The organism is Amycolatopsis sp. FDAARGOS 1241, from assembly GCF_016889705.1.
GTDB lineage: Bacteria > Actinomycetota > Actinomycetes > Mycobacteriales > Pseudonocardiaceae > Amycolatopsis.
In genome coordinates this window covers 9,460,935-9,474,772 of sequence record NZ_CP069526.1, presented here as the reverse complement: position 1 = coordinate 9,474,772, position 13,838 = coordinate 9,460,935, and the positions used below count along the sequence as shown (strand labels likewise).

The following is a 13,838-nucleotide window of genomic DNA, read 5'->3' as shown; positions in this document are numbered from 1 at the left end:
CCGATCGCGGGTGGCGTTGTGGGCTGCTCCAACGTCACGGCGTCGCCCCCGCCGTCGCCAGCGCGTCGTCCAGCAGCGCCGGCACGTCGTGCTCCAGCGCGGCGGCGTAGTCGGTGGTGAGTTCTCCGGTCAGAAACTGCGACCACGCCGCTTCGACGATCGCGGCGAGCTTGAACAGCGCGAGGCAGCGGTAGTAGCGGATGTCCGGGATCGTGCGGCCCACGGCGTCCTCGTAACGCGCGAGCAGGTGGCCGCGGCCGGGCGCGCCGGGAACGCGGGACACGGCCTGGATGGCGGGCATCGCCGTGCCGCGCTCGCCCCACAGCGCGAGCAGCAGGCCGAGGTCGAGCAATGGGTCGCCGATCGTCGCCATCTCCCAGTCGATCACGGCGGTCAGCCGGGGCTCGTGCGTGGCGAACAGGCAGTTGTCGAGGTGGAAGTCGCCGTGCAACAAGGCCGGCGGACTGCCTTCCGGCTGGTGTTCGTCGAGCCAGGTGGCGATCTTCGGCATGGCCGGCAGCGGCCGCCGCGCGATACCCTCCCACTGGCGGTACCAGCGCGTTACCTGCCGGTCGAGGAACCGTTCGGGCCGGCCGAAGCCGGTGAGGCCGGCCGCCCGCCAGTCGAGCGTGTGCACGGCGGCGAGGGCGTCGACGACCTCGTCGGCGACTTTCGTGACAGCCGCCTCCGGGTACGGCAGCGTGTCCGTGATCGACACGGAATCGCGCACGTGCTCCATCACCAGGAACGGCGCCAGCGGCACCTCGGGGTCCTCGCACAACGCGATGGGCCGAGGCGCCCGCACCGGCGTCGGCGCGAGCGCGCTCAGCAGCCGGTGCTCGCGAGCGACGCTGTGCGCCGACGCCGACAACGCGTGGCTCGGCGGCCGCCGCAGCACGAACCGCGCGTCGGCGCCGGAGACCAGGCACGTCTCGTTGGAGTTCCCTCCAGTCAGCCGCTTGAGCTCCCACGGCCCGGGGTCGCCCGTGCGCCCGGTGAGCCAGTCGGAGAGTGGCCGTTGCAGCAGCTGCGCCGTCATAACGCCAGGTCCAGCTGCTCGCGGAAGCGCTCCAGCGCCGCGGCCCGCCGCGTCGGGATGTGCTCCGTCGGCACCTTCGCCGGCTGGTACGGCTTGAGCAGCCGCCGCGCGACGGTCACGCGGTGCACCTCGTCCGGCCCGTCGTAGATGCGGGCCGCGCGCGCCCAGCGGTACATCTGCTCCAGCGGCATGTCGGTGGAGAACCCGAGCGAGCCGTGGACCTGGATCGCGCGGTCGATCACGTCGTGCAGCACGGTGGCGCCGTGGTACTTGATCATCGCGATCCCGGTCCGCGCGGCCTGCGCCCCGACCTGGTCGATCTGCCACGCGGTGTGCAGCGTGAGCAGGCGCGCGGACTCGATCTGCGCGGCGCTGTCGGCGACCCAGTTCTGGATCGTCTGCTTGTCCGCGAGCGGCCCGCCGTGCACGTCGATGCTCACCGCGCGCTCGCACAGCATGTCGAACGCGCGCCGGCACACGCCGATCCAGCGCATGCAGTGGTGGATGCGCCCGGGCCCCAGGCGTTTCTGCGCGAGCGCGAACGCTTCACCGCGCTCGCCGAGCAGGTTCTCCCGCGGGATCCGCACGTTGTCGTACCCGACCTCGCAGTGCGACCAGATGGGGTTGCGGTGCTCCGGGTCGTTCATCAGCCCGATCTCGCGCGTGGTGATCCCCGCCGCGGTGGTCGGGACGATCAGCATCGACATGCGGTGGTGCGGATCGGCGCCGGGCTCCGTCACGGCCATCACGATGTGGAAGTCGGCGCGGGAAGCGTTGCCCACGAACCACTTCGCGCCGTTGAGCACCCACTCGTCGCCCTCGAGCAGGGCGTTCGTGGTGAACTGGCGCGGGTCGGAGCCGGTGCCCTGCTCGGTCATGGAGAAGGCCGACAGCAGCGTGCCGTCGAGCAACGGCCGCATCCACCGGACTTTCTGCGCCTCGGTCCCCGCGATGGCCAGCAGCTCGGCGTTGCCGGAGTCCGGCGCCTGGCACCCGAAGACGTACGGCGCGAACTCGCTGGTGCCGAGGATCTCGTGCAGCAGCCCGAGCTTCAGCTGCCCGTAGCCCTGGCCGCCCAGCTCGGGCCCCAGGTGCGCGGCCCACAACCCGTGGTCCTTCACCTGCTGCTGCAACGGTTTCGCGATGCGCCGGAACCCCTGGTGGTCGAGGTCGAGCACCTCCAGCGGGTAGATCTCGCTGCGCACGAACTCCCGCGCCCAGTCCAGCTTCGCCGCGAACTCCGGTTCCGTGGAGAAGTCCCAGGTCATGTGCCGCCCTTCCGGTCCGCCTACGCCTCCACGCTAGAAACGGCGGAGGCGCGGCGACCAGCGGAGCCGGCCGGAGCGGTTGTGGCTTTCTCCAGCGCCTCAGTTGTCGACGACGTACCACTTGCCGCCGCGGTACTCCATGGTCGCGTCGCCGAGGTCGCTGTCGGTGAACTTGACACTGGCCTTGACGGCGCTGGCCGGGATTTCGACCTTCGTCGCGCTGTCCTCGGTGATGCGTGACTCGTCGACGGTGGCGCTGCGCAAGGCGCGCTTCTGTGTGGGGGAGATCATCTGGAAGGTGATCGGGATCGTCTGCTCGCACGGCCCGAAGCCCTCGTCCTCCGCCTTCTTGGCGGCCGGGCCGGCGATTTCGCAGACCGTCGTCACGTCTTCCCGGCCGATGGCGCCGAGGAACGCCTCGTAGCGCTGGATGGCGCCGTCGACCGAGCTCGACACAGCCGAGGTGGCCGGCTGTGTCGACGTGGACGGCGGGTTCGACGTGGTCGTCGGGGCCGAGGCGGTGATCGACGCCGTGGTCGAGCCCGTCGCGGCGCTCGACGAAGCCGGCAGCGCCGTGCCGCCTTCCGAGCTCGAGCATCCGGCGATCAGCAGGGCAGTGCCCACGGTCAGGACAGAGAGTGCGCGAGCGGACATGAGGCACCTTTCAGGCTGCGGTGATCGTTTGGAGGATAGCGACAGAGGCCGGGTGACGAGGCTGAATCTAGCGCCTCAAGCAGGGGACTGTTACACATTTGCGTGAACTGCCACACCGGCGGCCGTTTGTCGGCTATCGTCCGCGATGGCTCCGTCGGAGCAATGGTCTTTGTGGGGAAGGTCGATGCACATGCGACGAACACTGGTCATCATGGCGTGCCTGGGGACAGCGGTCGCTGTCGCCGGCTGTGGCGACGGGACTGGCGGCGGCAGCGCCTCGGGGCCGATCGGTCCGGTGCCCGGCGCACATCCACCGACGTCCGCCGAACCCGCGGCCAAGACCGCCGATCCACCCACCGCGTTCGACGCCGGCGCCGCCGTCGGCCTGCCCGCTGAAGCACTGCGCGCCAACGTGGCCGGCAACGTCGTGTCGACGTTCGTCACCTTGCGCGAGCGCACGGGTTACGTCATCACGCCGACCGCGATGAACGCGGTGGACGTGCTGACCGGCAAGCAGAAGTGGAGCGTCCCGATCAAGGGTGTCCCCGGCGACCCGAACAACCAGAGCGGGCCGTTCGTCAACCCCACCGGGCCGCGCCCACCGGCGGTCACCGACAAGCTCGCCGTCGCCGCCGTCCCGGTTGTGATGCCGGAGAAGGGCACCACCCCGGCTTACCTCGCGCTGTCGGTCGTCGCCGCGGACGCCGAGAAGGGCACCAAGGCGTGGCAGGCCGACCTCAAGGTGTCCGACGACCAGTACGCCGACGCCGGCAACGCCGTCACCGAGGTCGTCGCCGTCACCGACAAGGCCGTGATCGCCCGCTACAGCCGCCAGGACGAGGAGCACGTCACGGTCGCGCTCGATCCCGCCAGCGGCAAAACCCTGTGGCAGCGCAAGGACTACGACGCCGGCAGCCTCCACGGCGACATCCTCGTCGGCACCGACTACAACGTGGCCGAGAACTCCTCGATGACCCAGGCCACCGCTCTCGGCTTGGTTACCGGGCAGCAGAAGTGGGTCGGTGCGCGCGAGTCCTCCCAGCTCACCATGGTGCCCGCCGATCCGGCGCTGGTCGTGGTCAATCGCACCGACTACGGCTCCGGCCACCCCTTCCTGCTGTTCCTCGACCCCGCCACCGGCGCGGAGAAGGCGAAGGTCGAAGGCGAGGGCGGCTTCGGCTCCCGCGCCTACGGCGAGTGCTTCTACGACCAGCAGTCGGTGCTGGTGTGCAACGAAGAAGGCGTGCTCACCGCCTACGACGCGAAAACCGCCGCGAAACTCTGGACCCTGCCCGACGAGGCCGCCAACCGCGTAGCCCCCGACGTCACCGCCGCCTGGCACGGTGCGCTCTACGGCAAAACCCCAGGGGGACAACCGATCGTGCTGGACGCCAAAACGGGCAAGGACCGGTCCACTGAGGACGTCGGCGCGGCGCCGGTCGTGGTCAGCAGGTATGCCGGCATCACCGCCGACAAGAACGGCACACCGCAGGCGTACCCGGTCAAAAACTGAGCCGGCGCTGAACGCCATCGCCGGATCCAGGGCGTGTCCGGCACAAGTTGTGGTTGGACGCTGAGTTTGTGTGGGCGTGTCACGGTTTCGGCTGTTGTCGGATGGTCAGTGGGCGTTGATCGAGGACTTGCTGCCGGTCCGGACGGGTAAGCGTGGTCGGCCGCTCTCGGCTGCGCGGGCGGTGGTCGAGGGGATCACCTATCGGTATTCCCCCCACGACCTCACGCGACTTCGAGATACCGGCCCTCGCCTCGCACCACGCTACCGGCGCGCACATCCCCGCGAAGACCGTGCTTTCCCATGTGAGCGGGGCACCCGGATATGGGGTGGTAGACGTTTGCGCCGGGCGGTTCTCACGACCAAGATCGACTCCATGAAGATTTGCCACCACCTCACCGCGTGGCCCCTCGCCGGCGGCCTGGTACTGGCCGTCGGACTGCTCGCCGTACCTTCGCCTGCGCGGCGCCGGCGACGGGCTGCCAGACCATCCCGACCGCAACTCTGCGTCTTCAACGCTTCCGAGGGCGGGTTTGAGCTCGAACTCGCCGTCGGGTCCGGAGCTAGCCCTCGGGCTCCATCCGCAGCAGCTCGCGGGCCAGCGCGTCGTTCTGGCGGAACATGATCGCGTTGGTCCGCGGGCGGGTGAAGGCACCCGGTGAGCGGATGGTCGTGTGCACGCCCATGGCGAAGCGGCGCGGGTGAGGCGTGCCGGCGGCGTCGAGCAGGCGGGAGTCGGTGATGCGGGTCGCGATGCGGCCGGACGGCAGGTCCGCGCCGGCGGTGTCCGGCACCTGCTCCTCGGCGAGCGTGCCCGCGTCGCGCATCTGCTGCAGCAGCGCGTCGGACACCCGCGGCACGCTCGCCTCCGGCAGGCGGGCCTCGATCAGCGTCCGAGCCGTGACGACGTCGGGGAAGCTGGAGCTCGAGGCGACGAAGACGCCCGCGTCTTCTTCGGCCGTCACCAGCAAGTCCGCGCCCAGGAACGACACGAGTCCGGCGTCCGCGAGCGCGAGCAGCTCCTCCAGCCGGCGCGGCGGCGGGCCGCTCGCGTAGTAGGAGAAGAAGCCCTTGAACCAGCCGTCCAGGTCCGCGACCTGCGACGCGGCCGAGAGCCTGCCCGTCATGAGCAGCGCGGGCAGCTGGCCGACCACCGACAGCAGAGCCATGAACGCCCCGAGGTCCGCGCTGAAGCGCTGGTCCGCCCGCCGCGCGAGGTCGGCTTCGACGTACTCGCGCACGGCCTTGCCGAACTGCTCCGCGGACTCGAACCACTCACCCCCGAACGGCCGGTCCAGTCTCGCGAGGTCCAGCCGGTCCTCCTCGGCGGGCACGGCGGCCGCGATCAGACTGTCCAGTTCGGACGTTCCCCAGGCCAGGTCCGCGAACGCGTCGGCGAACACCGCGAAGTCCGTGCGCACGCGGTCGGGGTGACCGGTGAACAGCTCGGTGTAGTACGCCCACGCGAGTTCTTTGGCGATCAGGGGCCAGACATCCGCGCGGAAATCCAGCGGCGCGGGCTTCCCGCACAGCTTCTCGATCGCGTACGAATCGAAGAACCTGGGCAGCTGCAACGGTTTCCCGCGCAGCCGGTAGCCCGTCTTCGCGTGGTACGGCACGCCGCGACGGGACCCCACGTGCAGCACGGGCTCGGCGCCGCTCGGGTGGTAGCGCAGACCACCGCCCGGCAGGTCCTCGAAGCGGCCGCCGCGGCCTTCGGTGAGCAGCAGCATCAGGTCGACGAACGCGAGGCCGAAGCCGCGCACCAGCACGGGCTCGCCGGCCGGCACGGCGGAGTAGTCGACGTCGGCGGTGTAGCCCGCCGGGTGGTACTGCAGGTCGTGGCGCGCGGCGAAGGACTCCAGCAGGCTCTCCGCGGGGTCGGGCTGCGCGTCGAGGTGCCCGACGGTCAGCAGCACGGCGTCGGCCGTCAGCACCTCACCGTTGCCGAGCCGCACGCGCTGCGGTGGGCCGTCCTCGATCGCGACAGCCGCGCTGCGGTGCTCCACGACCTCCAGGCCGGCCGGCAGTTCGGCGAGCAGCTTCTCGTAGAACCACCGCAGGTACAGGCTCTGCAGCCGTCGGCTCGGGAAGTCGGTACTGGCCAGCGCGTCGAACTCGGCGCGCAGGTCGGGCGGCACGGGGTAGCCGATCTCGCCGGAGCGCACCTGCCGCGCCCACTCGATGAGCGACGGTCCGGGCGTGACCGGTCCCTCCATGCGCACCGTTTCGTCGGTGTACACCGTGACGTCCTCGGGCATCGAGTTCATCCGCAGCAGCGGCGACTGCTCGTACCGCCACACCCGCCCCGGCCCGGCCGGGAACGGGTCGATGAGGTGCACCACGAACCGCCGTCCGCCCAGCAGTTCGGCGGCGTTGGCGGACAGCCGTTCCAGGACCCCGACCCCACGAGGCCCGGCGCCCACGACGGCGAGTGTGAACGTCGCGTGATCGGCCACGAACTCGAAGCTACGCCGGGCAAGGGGCCACGAGGTTGCCCTCCCACACTGCGGACGCCGGACGGGGCCGGTGCGGATACCGGGGCGGCCCGGTACCGACGCACTCCCGACGTGGGCGCAGATGCACTACGGTCCCCGAACGACCGCAAGAATGTGGCGCACACCACATCTCCGGATCCTCGTGATCTTGCCAGTGCTCGGCGCTATCGTCAGGACACCCGGAGAACTGTCCGTGACCCCTTGGATACCGGCGAAAGAACCTAGAGATTCACCAACAGTCACGAGACACTGACCTCGGCAACTCACGTTTTGTGATTGACCCGTGACCACCAGGTCCTAAGGTCACCGCCTGATCACCGTGCGGCACGATCTGCACACGAACATCGGGGAGAAGTACGCATGACGGCAGCACCGGGACGGGTCACGTTCCGCGAGGTGTTCGGGGTCGCCGAGTTCCGCGCCATGTGGTTCGGCGAGCTGCTGTCGATAGCGGGTGACCAGCTGGCCCGCGTCGCCCTCTCCGTGCTGGTCTACGCCAATACCCAGTCGGCCACGCTGACGGGCCTCACCTACGCGTTGACGTTCTTCCCGTCACTGCTGGGCGGTATCTTCCTCACCGGCTTCGCCGACCGCTTCGCGCGCCGGACGGTGATGGTGACCGTCGACGTGATCCGCGCGGCGCTGATCCTGCTGGTGGCGATCCCCGGGCTACCGTTCTGGGCGCTGTGTGTGTTCGTGGGGTGCGTGTCCCTGCTGAACCCGCCGTTCAAGGCGTCGCAGCTGGCCCTGCTGCCGCAGGTGCTCGAAGGCGACCGGTTCGTGGTCGGCATGGGCATCCGCAGCATGACGGTGCAGTCGGCTCAGCTGCTCGGCTTCGCGGGCGGTGGCGCGCTGCTGCTGGCGCTCGACCCCCGGCTCGCGCTGGTGCTCGACGCCGGCACGTTCATCCTGTCCGCGCTCTTCGTCCGCTTCGGCGTGAAGGCGCGCCCGCCGGCCGCGAGCACCGAGAAGCGCAAGCCGTTCTTCGCGTCGCTGAGCGCGGGCGGCAAGGTCGGCTTCGCGACGGCCGCGCTGCGCTCCCTGATGCTGTTCACCTGGCTGGCCGGCCTGATGCCCGTGTACGAGGGCATCGCGGCGCCGTACGCGGCCTCGGCGGGCGGCGGTCCCGAGATGATCGGCCTGCTGCTCGCGGCCGACCCGGTGGGCAGCGTGATCTTCACGTTCATCTACACGCGCTGGGTACCCGCCGACGCCCGACCGAAGCTGATCGGCCCGATGACGGCGCTCGCGGCGATCCCGCTGCTGCTGTGCTTCCTCCAGCCGGGGCCCGTCGTGTCGATCGTCCTGTTCGTGATCTCCGGTGGGTTCGGCACGATCGCGCTGCTGCAGGCGACGGCTTCGCTCACCGTCGCGGTGCCGGACGTGAGCCGGGCTCAGACGATGGGGCTGTCCAACACGGGCCTGACCACCACGATGGGTGTGGTCCCCCTGATCGGCGGCGTCCTGGCCGACCACCTGACGGCCCAGACCACGGTCGGGATCTTCGGGCTGGCCGGGCTCCTGATCACGATCCCGCTGACGATCATGTGGCAGCGGACGCTGGCCGTCGGATCGGATGAGGGCACAGCGCCGGAAGCCACCCGCGCGGAACACGCCTGACGCGTTCCGCGGGCTCGGTGAGCACGATCAGGGGATATTCCACCCGATCGGCGGGTGCGAGACAGCGGGGCAAATCGCCCGATTTGACCGCTTCTCGAGTAAGATTAATCTAACGATCATGTGACGACGGGCTTCAGCAGCCTGACCGCGAGAGGGTACGGCGAAGGAAGCCACACGCGCCGAACATGCTCCACATGTTCCGCGCGTGGGCTCTGACCTGCGCGACCTTGCGGTGCTGCTACGCGGTCACTGTTCCTTGCTGCGCATCGCTGGTCACCCTTCATCCGGCGTGTTCGGGAAAAATGTACACACCTAAGGCCCTTGTGGACAGGCGGCAAACGGTCCGAAACTGTGCGTGAGGAGATTGTCACCGGGCATTCGCGCAAGGGCTTGGGGGAAAAATGGTCACATCGGGGGAATGGTCTGGACGAGATGCCGTAACGGCGGTCAAGGGGTGGGCCCTTTGGTCTCGACCACTCCCGTGGATCGTCGCGACGCTCTCGGGGATGGCCGTCGCGGTCGCGCTGACCATCGCGAGCACGCTGCTGATCGCGGTCTCGCTGGGCCAGGTGGGCCTGTTCGCGCTGCTCGCGGGCCTGGCCGTCGCACAGACCGAGGTGACACGGCGCATCGAGCGCCAGCGCCGGATGCTGAGCCACGGCCCCCACATCACCGTGACCTCGGTGTGGCTGCTGCCCGCGGGGCTGCTCGTGCCGCCGCAGCTGGTCGCCGCGCTGGGTGTGGTGATCTACGTGTACCTCGCGCTGCGCAGCTGGAACGGCACCCGGCCGGGTGAAGCGCACCGCGTGGCCGCCAACGCGACGACGATGATCCTGTCCGGCTTCGGCGCCGGCCTGGCCGCATACCTCACCGGCGAGCAGGGCGTCACCACGATCGCCGCCGCCGCGCTCGGCTACTTCCTCGTGAACACCGCGCTGACCGGCCTGGGTCTGTACCTGGCCGACCCGAAGTCCGCCACCCTCGCCTCCTGCCTCGGCACCATGGACGACAACGTCCTCGAAGCCGCGATCCTCTGCGTCGGCGGGCTGCTGACGATGGTGCTGACCGACGAGCCGCTGCTGTCGGTGCTCGTGATCCTGCCGCTGTACGTGCTGCAGCGCTCCGTGCTGATCAAGCGCCTCGAAGAACTCGCGACCACGGACCAGAAGACGCAGCTGCTCAACGCCACCACCTGGCAGGACGGCGCCCAGCGTGAGATCTCCCGTGCCGAGCGCGAAGGGGGCAGCTTCGGCGCGCTGATGATCGACCTCGACCACTTCAAGTCCATCAACGACACCTACGGCCACCTCGCCGGCGACGACGTGCTCAAGGCGGTCGCCGCCGTCGTCAAGCAGGAGACCCGGGCCCACGACCTCGTCGGTCGCTTCGGCGGTGAGGAGTTCGTGGCCCTGCTGCCGTCGACGTCGAAGGAAGATGCGATCACCACGGCGGAACGCATCCGCCGGCGCATCAGCGAACTCGTGATCGCGACGCACACCAACGAAGGCGAGGCCGTCGAGATCGTGCAGCGCACGGCATCGATCGGCGTCGCGTCCTTCCCCCTCGACGGGTCCAGCATCGAGGAAGTGATGGCATCGGCGGACGCCGCGGTGTACGCGGCCAAGCACGGCGGCCGCAACCGCGTGGTCGGCGCGGTCTCGTCCGTGGACTCCGTGGACTCGGTCCCTTCGGTGGACTCGGTGGCGGCGCTCGCCGCGGTCGCTTGACGCCGCGGTCAGCGGGACCGGCCGGCTTCCTCCCCCTCGCCGACCGGTCCCGCGCCCACCTCCGGCTCGTGCGCGGCTCCTCCTCGCCGCGCCCGGCCGAGATCACCCCTTCAGGACAGCCGACCCAACGCCTGGGTCACAACCAACCACTCGGCGCCGGGACCGGTCCCGGGGTCCGTCGCTAGCTTCCACCTCGCGGCTCGTGCGGGGGTGACGATGGCTTCGTACGACGAGAGCTTCTCGGCCCGGTGGTCGCACCGGTGGTCCTGGCGGCCGCGTGCGGCTCTGGCCGTGAGCCGGAAGGCACCGCCCGGGCCGGCGTCGAGCATCGGGGTGAGGTCCTATGTGGACTCGGAAAACTCGGCTTTCGCCGAAACTCTACGTCTACAACACCAGCGCGCCCGTGTTCACCGGGTGCCGGCCCATGGTCATGGCGGTGTACCCGGGGAGCAAGCAGTACGACAGCGCCACGTTCCTCTGCAGCGACCCGAACGCCAGCGGAGACCGGCGTCGCCGAACCAGAAATCCGCGTCGCGGCCGCTAGCGGAGGTGGCGCAGGAACGCTCGCCAGGCAGTGGCGGGATAGCTGTGGCCGGGCTGGGACGGGACCTTCGAGTCGCGCACGAGGACACCGGAGCGATCGAGCGCGACCTCGACGCAGGCGCCTTCTTTGTCGCTGTAACTACTCTTGCGCCACCTGATGTCGGTCACGTGCTTCGATCTCCTCCGCGAGCTCGGCGACCAGCGCGGCGGAATCGGCCGCACTGAGGGCGACCCGGTGAAGACCCTCGATGGCCGCACGGTACTGCCGGACATCGTAGTCATCGGCGACGAACGCGCCCGAGCTCAAATGCTCGAAGTAGACCACCGGCTGCGAATCACGGATGTCGTACAGGATGAACCGCCCGGCGAGCCCCTGGTGCCAGCCGATGGCCGAGGGCACCACGCGAATGGTGATCGTCGGGCGGGCGGACAGGGCGGCGAGGGCGCGCAGCTGACCCGCCATGGTGCTCGGTGTGCCGAGCGTGTCTCGCAGCGCGGCTTCGCCGATCAGCGCTTCGAAGGGCAGGGCCCCGGCACCGACGATGACGCGCCGCCGCTCCATGCGGATCCCGACTCGCCGCTCGACTTCGTCGGCCGCAAGCCCGGTCGACTCCAGCAGGGCTCGCGCGTAGTCGGAGGTCTGAAGCAGCCCGGGGATGCCGAGAGGTGACCACTCCACCAGCGAGCTCGCCGCCTTCTCGCACGCAACCACGCAGGTGAGCTGGTTCGGCGTGCCTGGGCGGCCGTAAGCGATCCAGCCCTGCTCGGCGGAGCCGCGGGCAAGGTTGAGAATCCGCCGCTTCTCTTCCCCCACCACACCCAGTGCACCGAGCACCCCGGCCACATCCTCGACCGACGGCACCCGGGAACCTCGCTCCCAGTGCGAGACCAGCGACGGGTTCACCCCGATCCGCCGCGCCAGTTCGCGCAGGCTGAAGTGCGCGCCGAGGCGGGCTTCGTGGAGGGAGGCGCCCAAGGTGCGGATCCGCGGCGTGAGCATGGCGGTGCCTTTCATGCACCGAACGTAAGTGTCCACACCTGTCAACACGCGGACCCGCACCCGGGATCACCCGAAGGAACGCGGCGAAGACCTCACTTCAGGCCGGTGGCCTCGGCCGCGGCCGGGTCGGATTCGGCGAGGAAGGTCTTCACGCGCTCGTACTCCTCCGTCTCGCCAATGCGGCCGGCGGCGGTGCCGAGCGCGGCCAGCGCGCGCAGGAAGCCCTGGTTGGGCCGGTGCGACCACGGCACCGGGCCGAAGCCCTTCCAGCCGGCGCGGCGCAGCTGGTCGAGGCCGCGGTGGTAGCCGGTGCGGGCGTAGGCGTAGGCGGCCACCGTTTCGCCGGCTTCGAGGGCTTGTTCGGCCAGCGCGGCCCACGCGGCGCTGAAGTCGGGGTGTTCGGCGGCGACGGACGTCGGGCTGCTGCCCGCGTCGAGCGCGGCCTGGGCGGCGGTGTTCTCGGGCAGCAACATCGGCTCGGGGCCAAGCAGGTTGTGCGTCATGCCGACATTCTGCCCACGTCCCCGGGAGCTCAGAGGAACAGGCTCGTCAGCACGCCTCCGCCGGCCAGCACGAGGGCGGCGATCACGACTGCGGCGACAACGCGTTTCGGCATCATGGCGCGGCTCCTTTCGACCTCAGGCGCGACACCTCAGGGGCGACATTCGGATCTCAGGCGCGACACTCTGCCGCGCGCGGAGCCGCCAAGGCAAATCCGCCACCCGTAGGGGTGAACCCTGGTTTTCGAGCGCTTTGCCACGTTCCGCACCACCGCAACGTGCGTGCCGGGAATGATGTCGAGCCATGACGCAGGTTGACGTGATCCCGCGGAGCCCGGTGGGCAAGACGCGGCTCTTCTTCGAGCGGCACTGGCACCGCGGCGCGCCGGGGCAGCCGACGCCGGAGTGGGTGCTGCGGTTCTGCTACGGGATGTGGCTCGCCGCGTTCGCGTTCAAGCTGCTGGGCTCGTCGTGGGACATGTCGTGGCACTTCAAGTGGCTGCGCGACGACCTCGCGCCACCGCACCTGATCAACACCGTAGGCACGGTGATCATCGTCGTGCTCGTCGCGATCCACAGCTACACGGGACTGGGCTGCGACAAGCCGTCGCTGCGGCTGATGCAGACGGGGCTCGTGGTGTTCCTCGTCGCGGCGCCGCTCGACGTGATCAACCACCGCGTGAACGGCCTCGACCTCACCGCGTGGAGCCCGTCGCACATGCTGCTCTACCTCGGCACGGGCATCATGCAGGCCGGCGTACTCCTCGGCTGGCTGCGGCTCGCGCCGCCGGGCCGGTTCCGGACGGGCGTGCTGCTGGCGTTGTGGGCGTTCTTCCTGGAGAACACGTTCTTCCCCAACGGCCAGCAGGAGTACGGCGTGCTCGGCCTGCGCGCGTGGGAACGCGGGGCGCCGGAGGCGGAGCCTTCGCTGCTGACGTTCGCGGCCAACCAGATCGGGCACCCGGTGGACCGCACCGCGATCCTGCACTTCACGATGCCGATCCCGGAGTGGGTCTACCCGTTGTGGGGCATCGGCGTGACGGCCCTGATCCTCGTGCCGGCCCGCCGCACGCTGGGCTTCCGCTGGGCGGCGCTTTCGGTGGCGGGCGCGTACGTCGCGTACCGCTGCGTGATGTGGCCGCTGCTGCTGGGGCTGGGTTTCCCGGTGTCGACGGTGCCGTTCTACCTGCTGGCCGTCGGCCTGGCCGTGGACCTCGCCGTGACGATCGGCGCCGGCCACCGGGTCGCGAGCGCCGCGATCGGGTCCCTGCTGGTGTCGGCCTTCGGGTACGGCGCGCTGTGGCTGCAGTCGCAGCTGCGGCCGTGGCTGCTCGGTGACTCGCACACGGAGTCGGCGCCACCGGTGGCGTACTGGACAGTGGCGGTGGCGCTCGTCGGCGTCTTCGTGCTGTGGACGAGTGCCGGGCCCCTCACCCGGAAAGTGACTTCGAGGGCAACCGCGTAGCACAGCGGGCTACC

Annotated in this window: 11 protein-coding genes; 4 read left to right on the top strand and 7 right to left on the bottom strand. The window is 69.9% G+C overall.

The window, feature by feature from the left end:
• Positions 1-34: 34 nt before the first annotated feature.
• The 3 genes from I6J71_RS45900 to I6J71_RS45890 form a co-directional block, all read right to left on the bottom strand.
• Entirely contained in the window at positions 35-1,039 is a 1,005-nt protein-coding gene (locus I6J71_RS45900; protein WP_204092578.1) for a phosphotransferase family protein, read from the bottom strand.
• Entirely contained in the window at positions 1,036-2,307 is a 1,272-nt protein-coding gene (locus tag I6J71_RS45895) for an acyl-CoA dehydrogenase family protein (protein ID WP_204092577.1), read from the bottom strand. The genes I6J71_RS45900 and I6J71_RS45895 overlap by 4 nt, the downstream gene beginning before the upstream one ends.
• A gap of 99 nt (positions 2,308-2,406) precedes the next feature.
• Positions 2,407-2,961, bottom strand: a complete 555-nt coding sequence (locus I6J71_RS45890) for a hypothetical protein (RefSeq protein WP_204092576.1) — start codon at positions 2,959-2,961, stop codon at positions 2,407-2,409.
• 190 nt (positions 2,962-3,151) lie between these two features.
• Here I6J71_RS45890 and I6J71_RS45885 point away from each other — a divergent pair, with 190 nt between their 5' ends.
• The gene (locus I6J71_RS45885) at positions 3,152-4,474 is read left to right on the top strand and encodes a PQQ-binding-like beta-propeller repeat protein (protein WP_204092575.1); all 1,323 of its coding nucleotides are present in this window, start codon (positions 3,152-3,154) and stop codon (positions 4,472-4,474) included.
• 560 nt (positions 4,475-5,034) lie between these two features.
• On the opposite strand, the gene I6J71_RS45880 is transcribed toward I6J71_RS45885, so the two are convergent.
• The gene (locus I6J71_RS45880; RefSeq protein WP_204092574.1) at positions 5,035-6,930 is read right to left on the bottom strand and encodes an FAD/NAD(P)-binding domain-containing protein; all 1,896 of its coding nucleotides are present in this window, start codon (positions 6,928-6,930) and stop codon (positions 5,035-5,037) included.
• A 399-nt stretch (positions 6,931-7,329) separates the two neighbouring features.
• Between I6J71_RS45880 and I6J71_RS45875 the strand changes: the two genes are divergently transcribed.
• Positions 7,330-8,589: an MFS transporter gene (locus tag I6J71_RS45875; protein ID WP_204092573.1), complete on the top strand. Its 1,260-nt coding sequence runs from the start codon at positions 7,330-7,332 to the stop codon at positions 8,587-8,589.
• A gap of 401 nt (positions 8,590-8,990) precedes the next feature.
• Positions 8,991-10,316, top strand: a complete 1,326-nt coding sequence (locus tag I6J71_RS45870) for a GGDEF domain-containing protein (RefSeq protein WP_204092572.1) — start codon at positions 8,991-8,993, stop codon at positions 10,314-10,316.
• Between the two features lie 540 nt (positions 10,317-10,856).
• Here the strand turns inward: I6J71_RS45870 and I6J71_RS49570 are convergent.
• The 3 genes from I6J71_RS49570 to I6J71_RS45860 all read right to left on the bottom strand — a co-directional run bounded on the left by I6J71_RS49570 (position 10,857) and on the right by I6J71_RS45860 (position 12,362).
• The gene (locus I6J71_RS49570; protein ID WP_239154290.1) at positions 10,857-11,027 is read right to left on the bottom strand and encodes a DUF397 domain-containing protein; all 171 of its coding nucleotides are present in this window, start codon (positions 11,025-11,027) and stop codon (positions 10,857-10,859) included.
• Positions 10,999-11,874 carry a helix-turn-helix transcriptional regulator gene (locus tag I6J71_RS45865; protein ID WP_204092571.1) on the bottom strand — a complete coding sequence of 292 codons (876 nt, stop codon included), beginning with the start codon at positions 11,872-11,874 and terminating at the stop codon, positions 10,999-11,001. Before I6J71_RS45865 ends, I6J71_RS49570 begins: the two co-directional genes overlap by 29 nt.
• A 77-nt stretch (positions 11,875-11,951) precedes the next feature.
• Entirely contained in the window at positions 11,952-12,362 is a 411-nt protein-coding gene (locus I6J71_RS45860) for a DUF3151 domain-containing protein (protein ID WP_204092570.1), read from the bottom strand.
• 301 nt (positions 12,363-12,663) lie between these two features.
• On the opposite strand from I6J71_RS45860, the gene I6J71_RS45855 reads away from it, so the two are divergent.
• Entirely contained in the window at positions 12,664-13,824 is a 1,161-nt protein-coding gene (locus I6J71_RS45855; RefSeq protein WP_204092569.1) for a hypothetical protein, read from the top strand.
• The last annotated feature ends 14 nt before the right edge of the window (positions 13,825-13,838 follow it).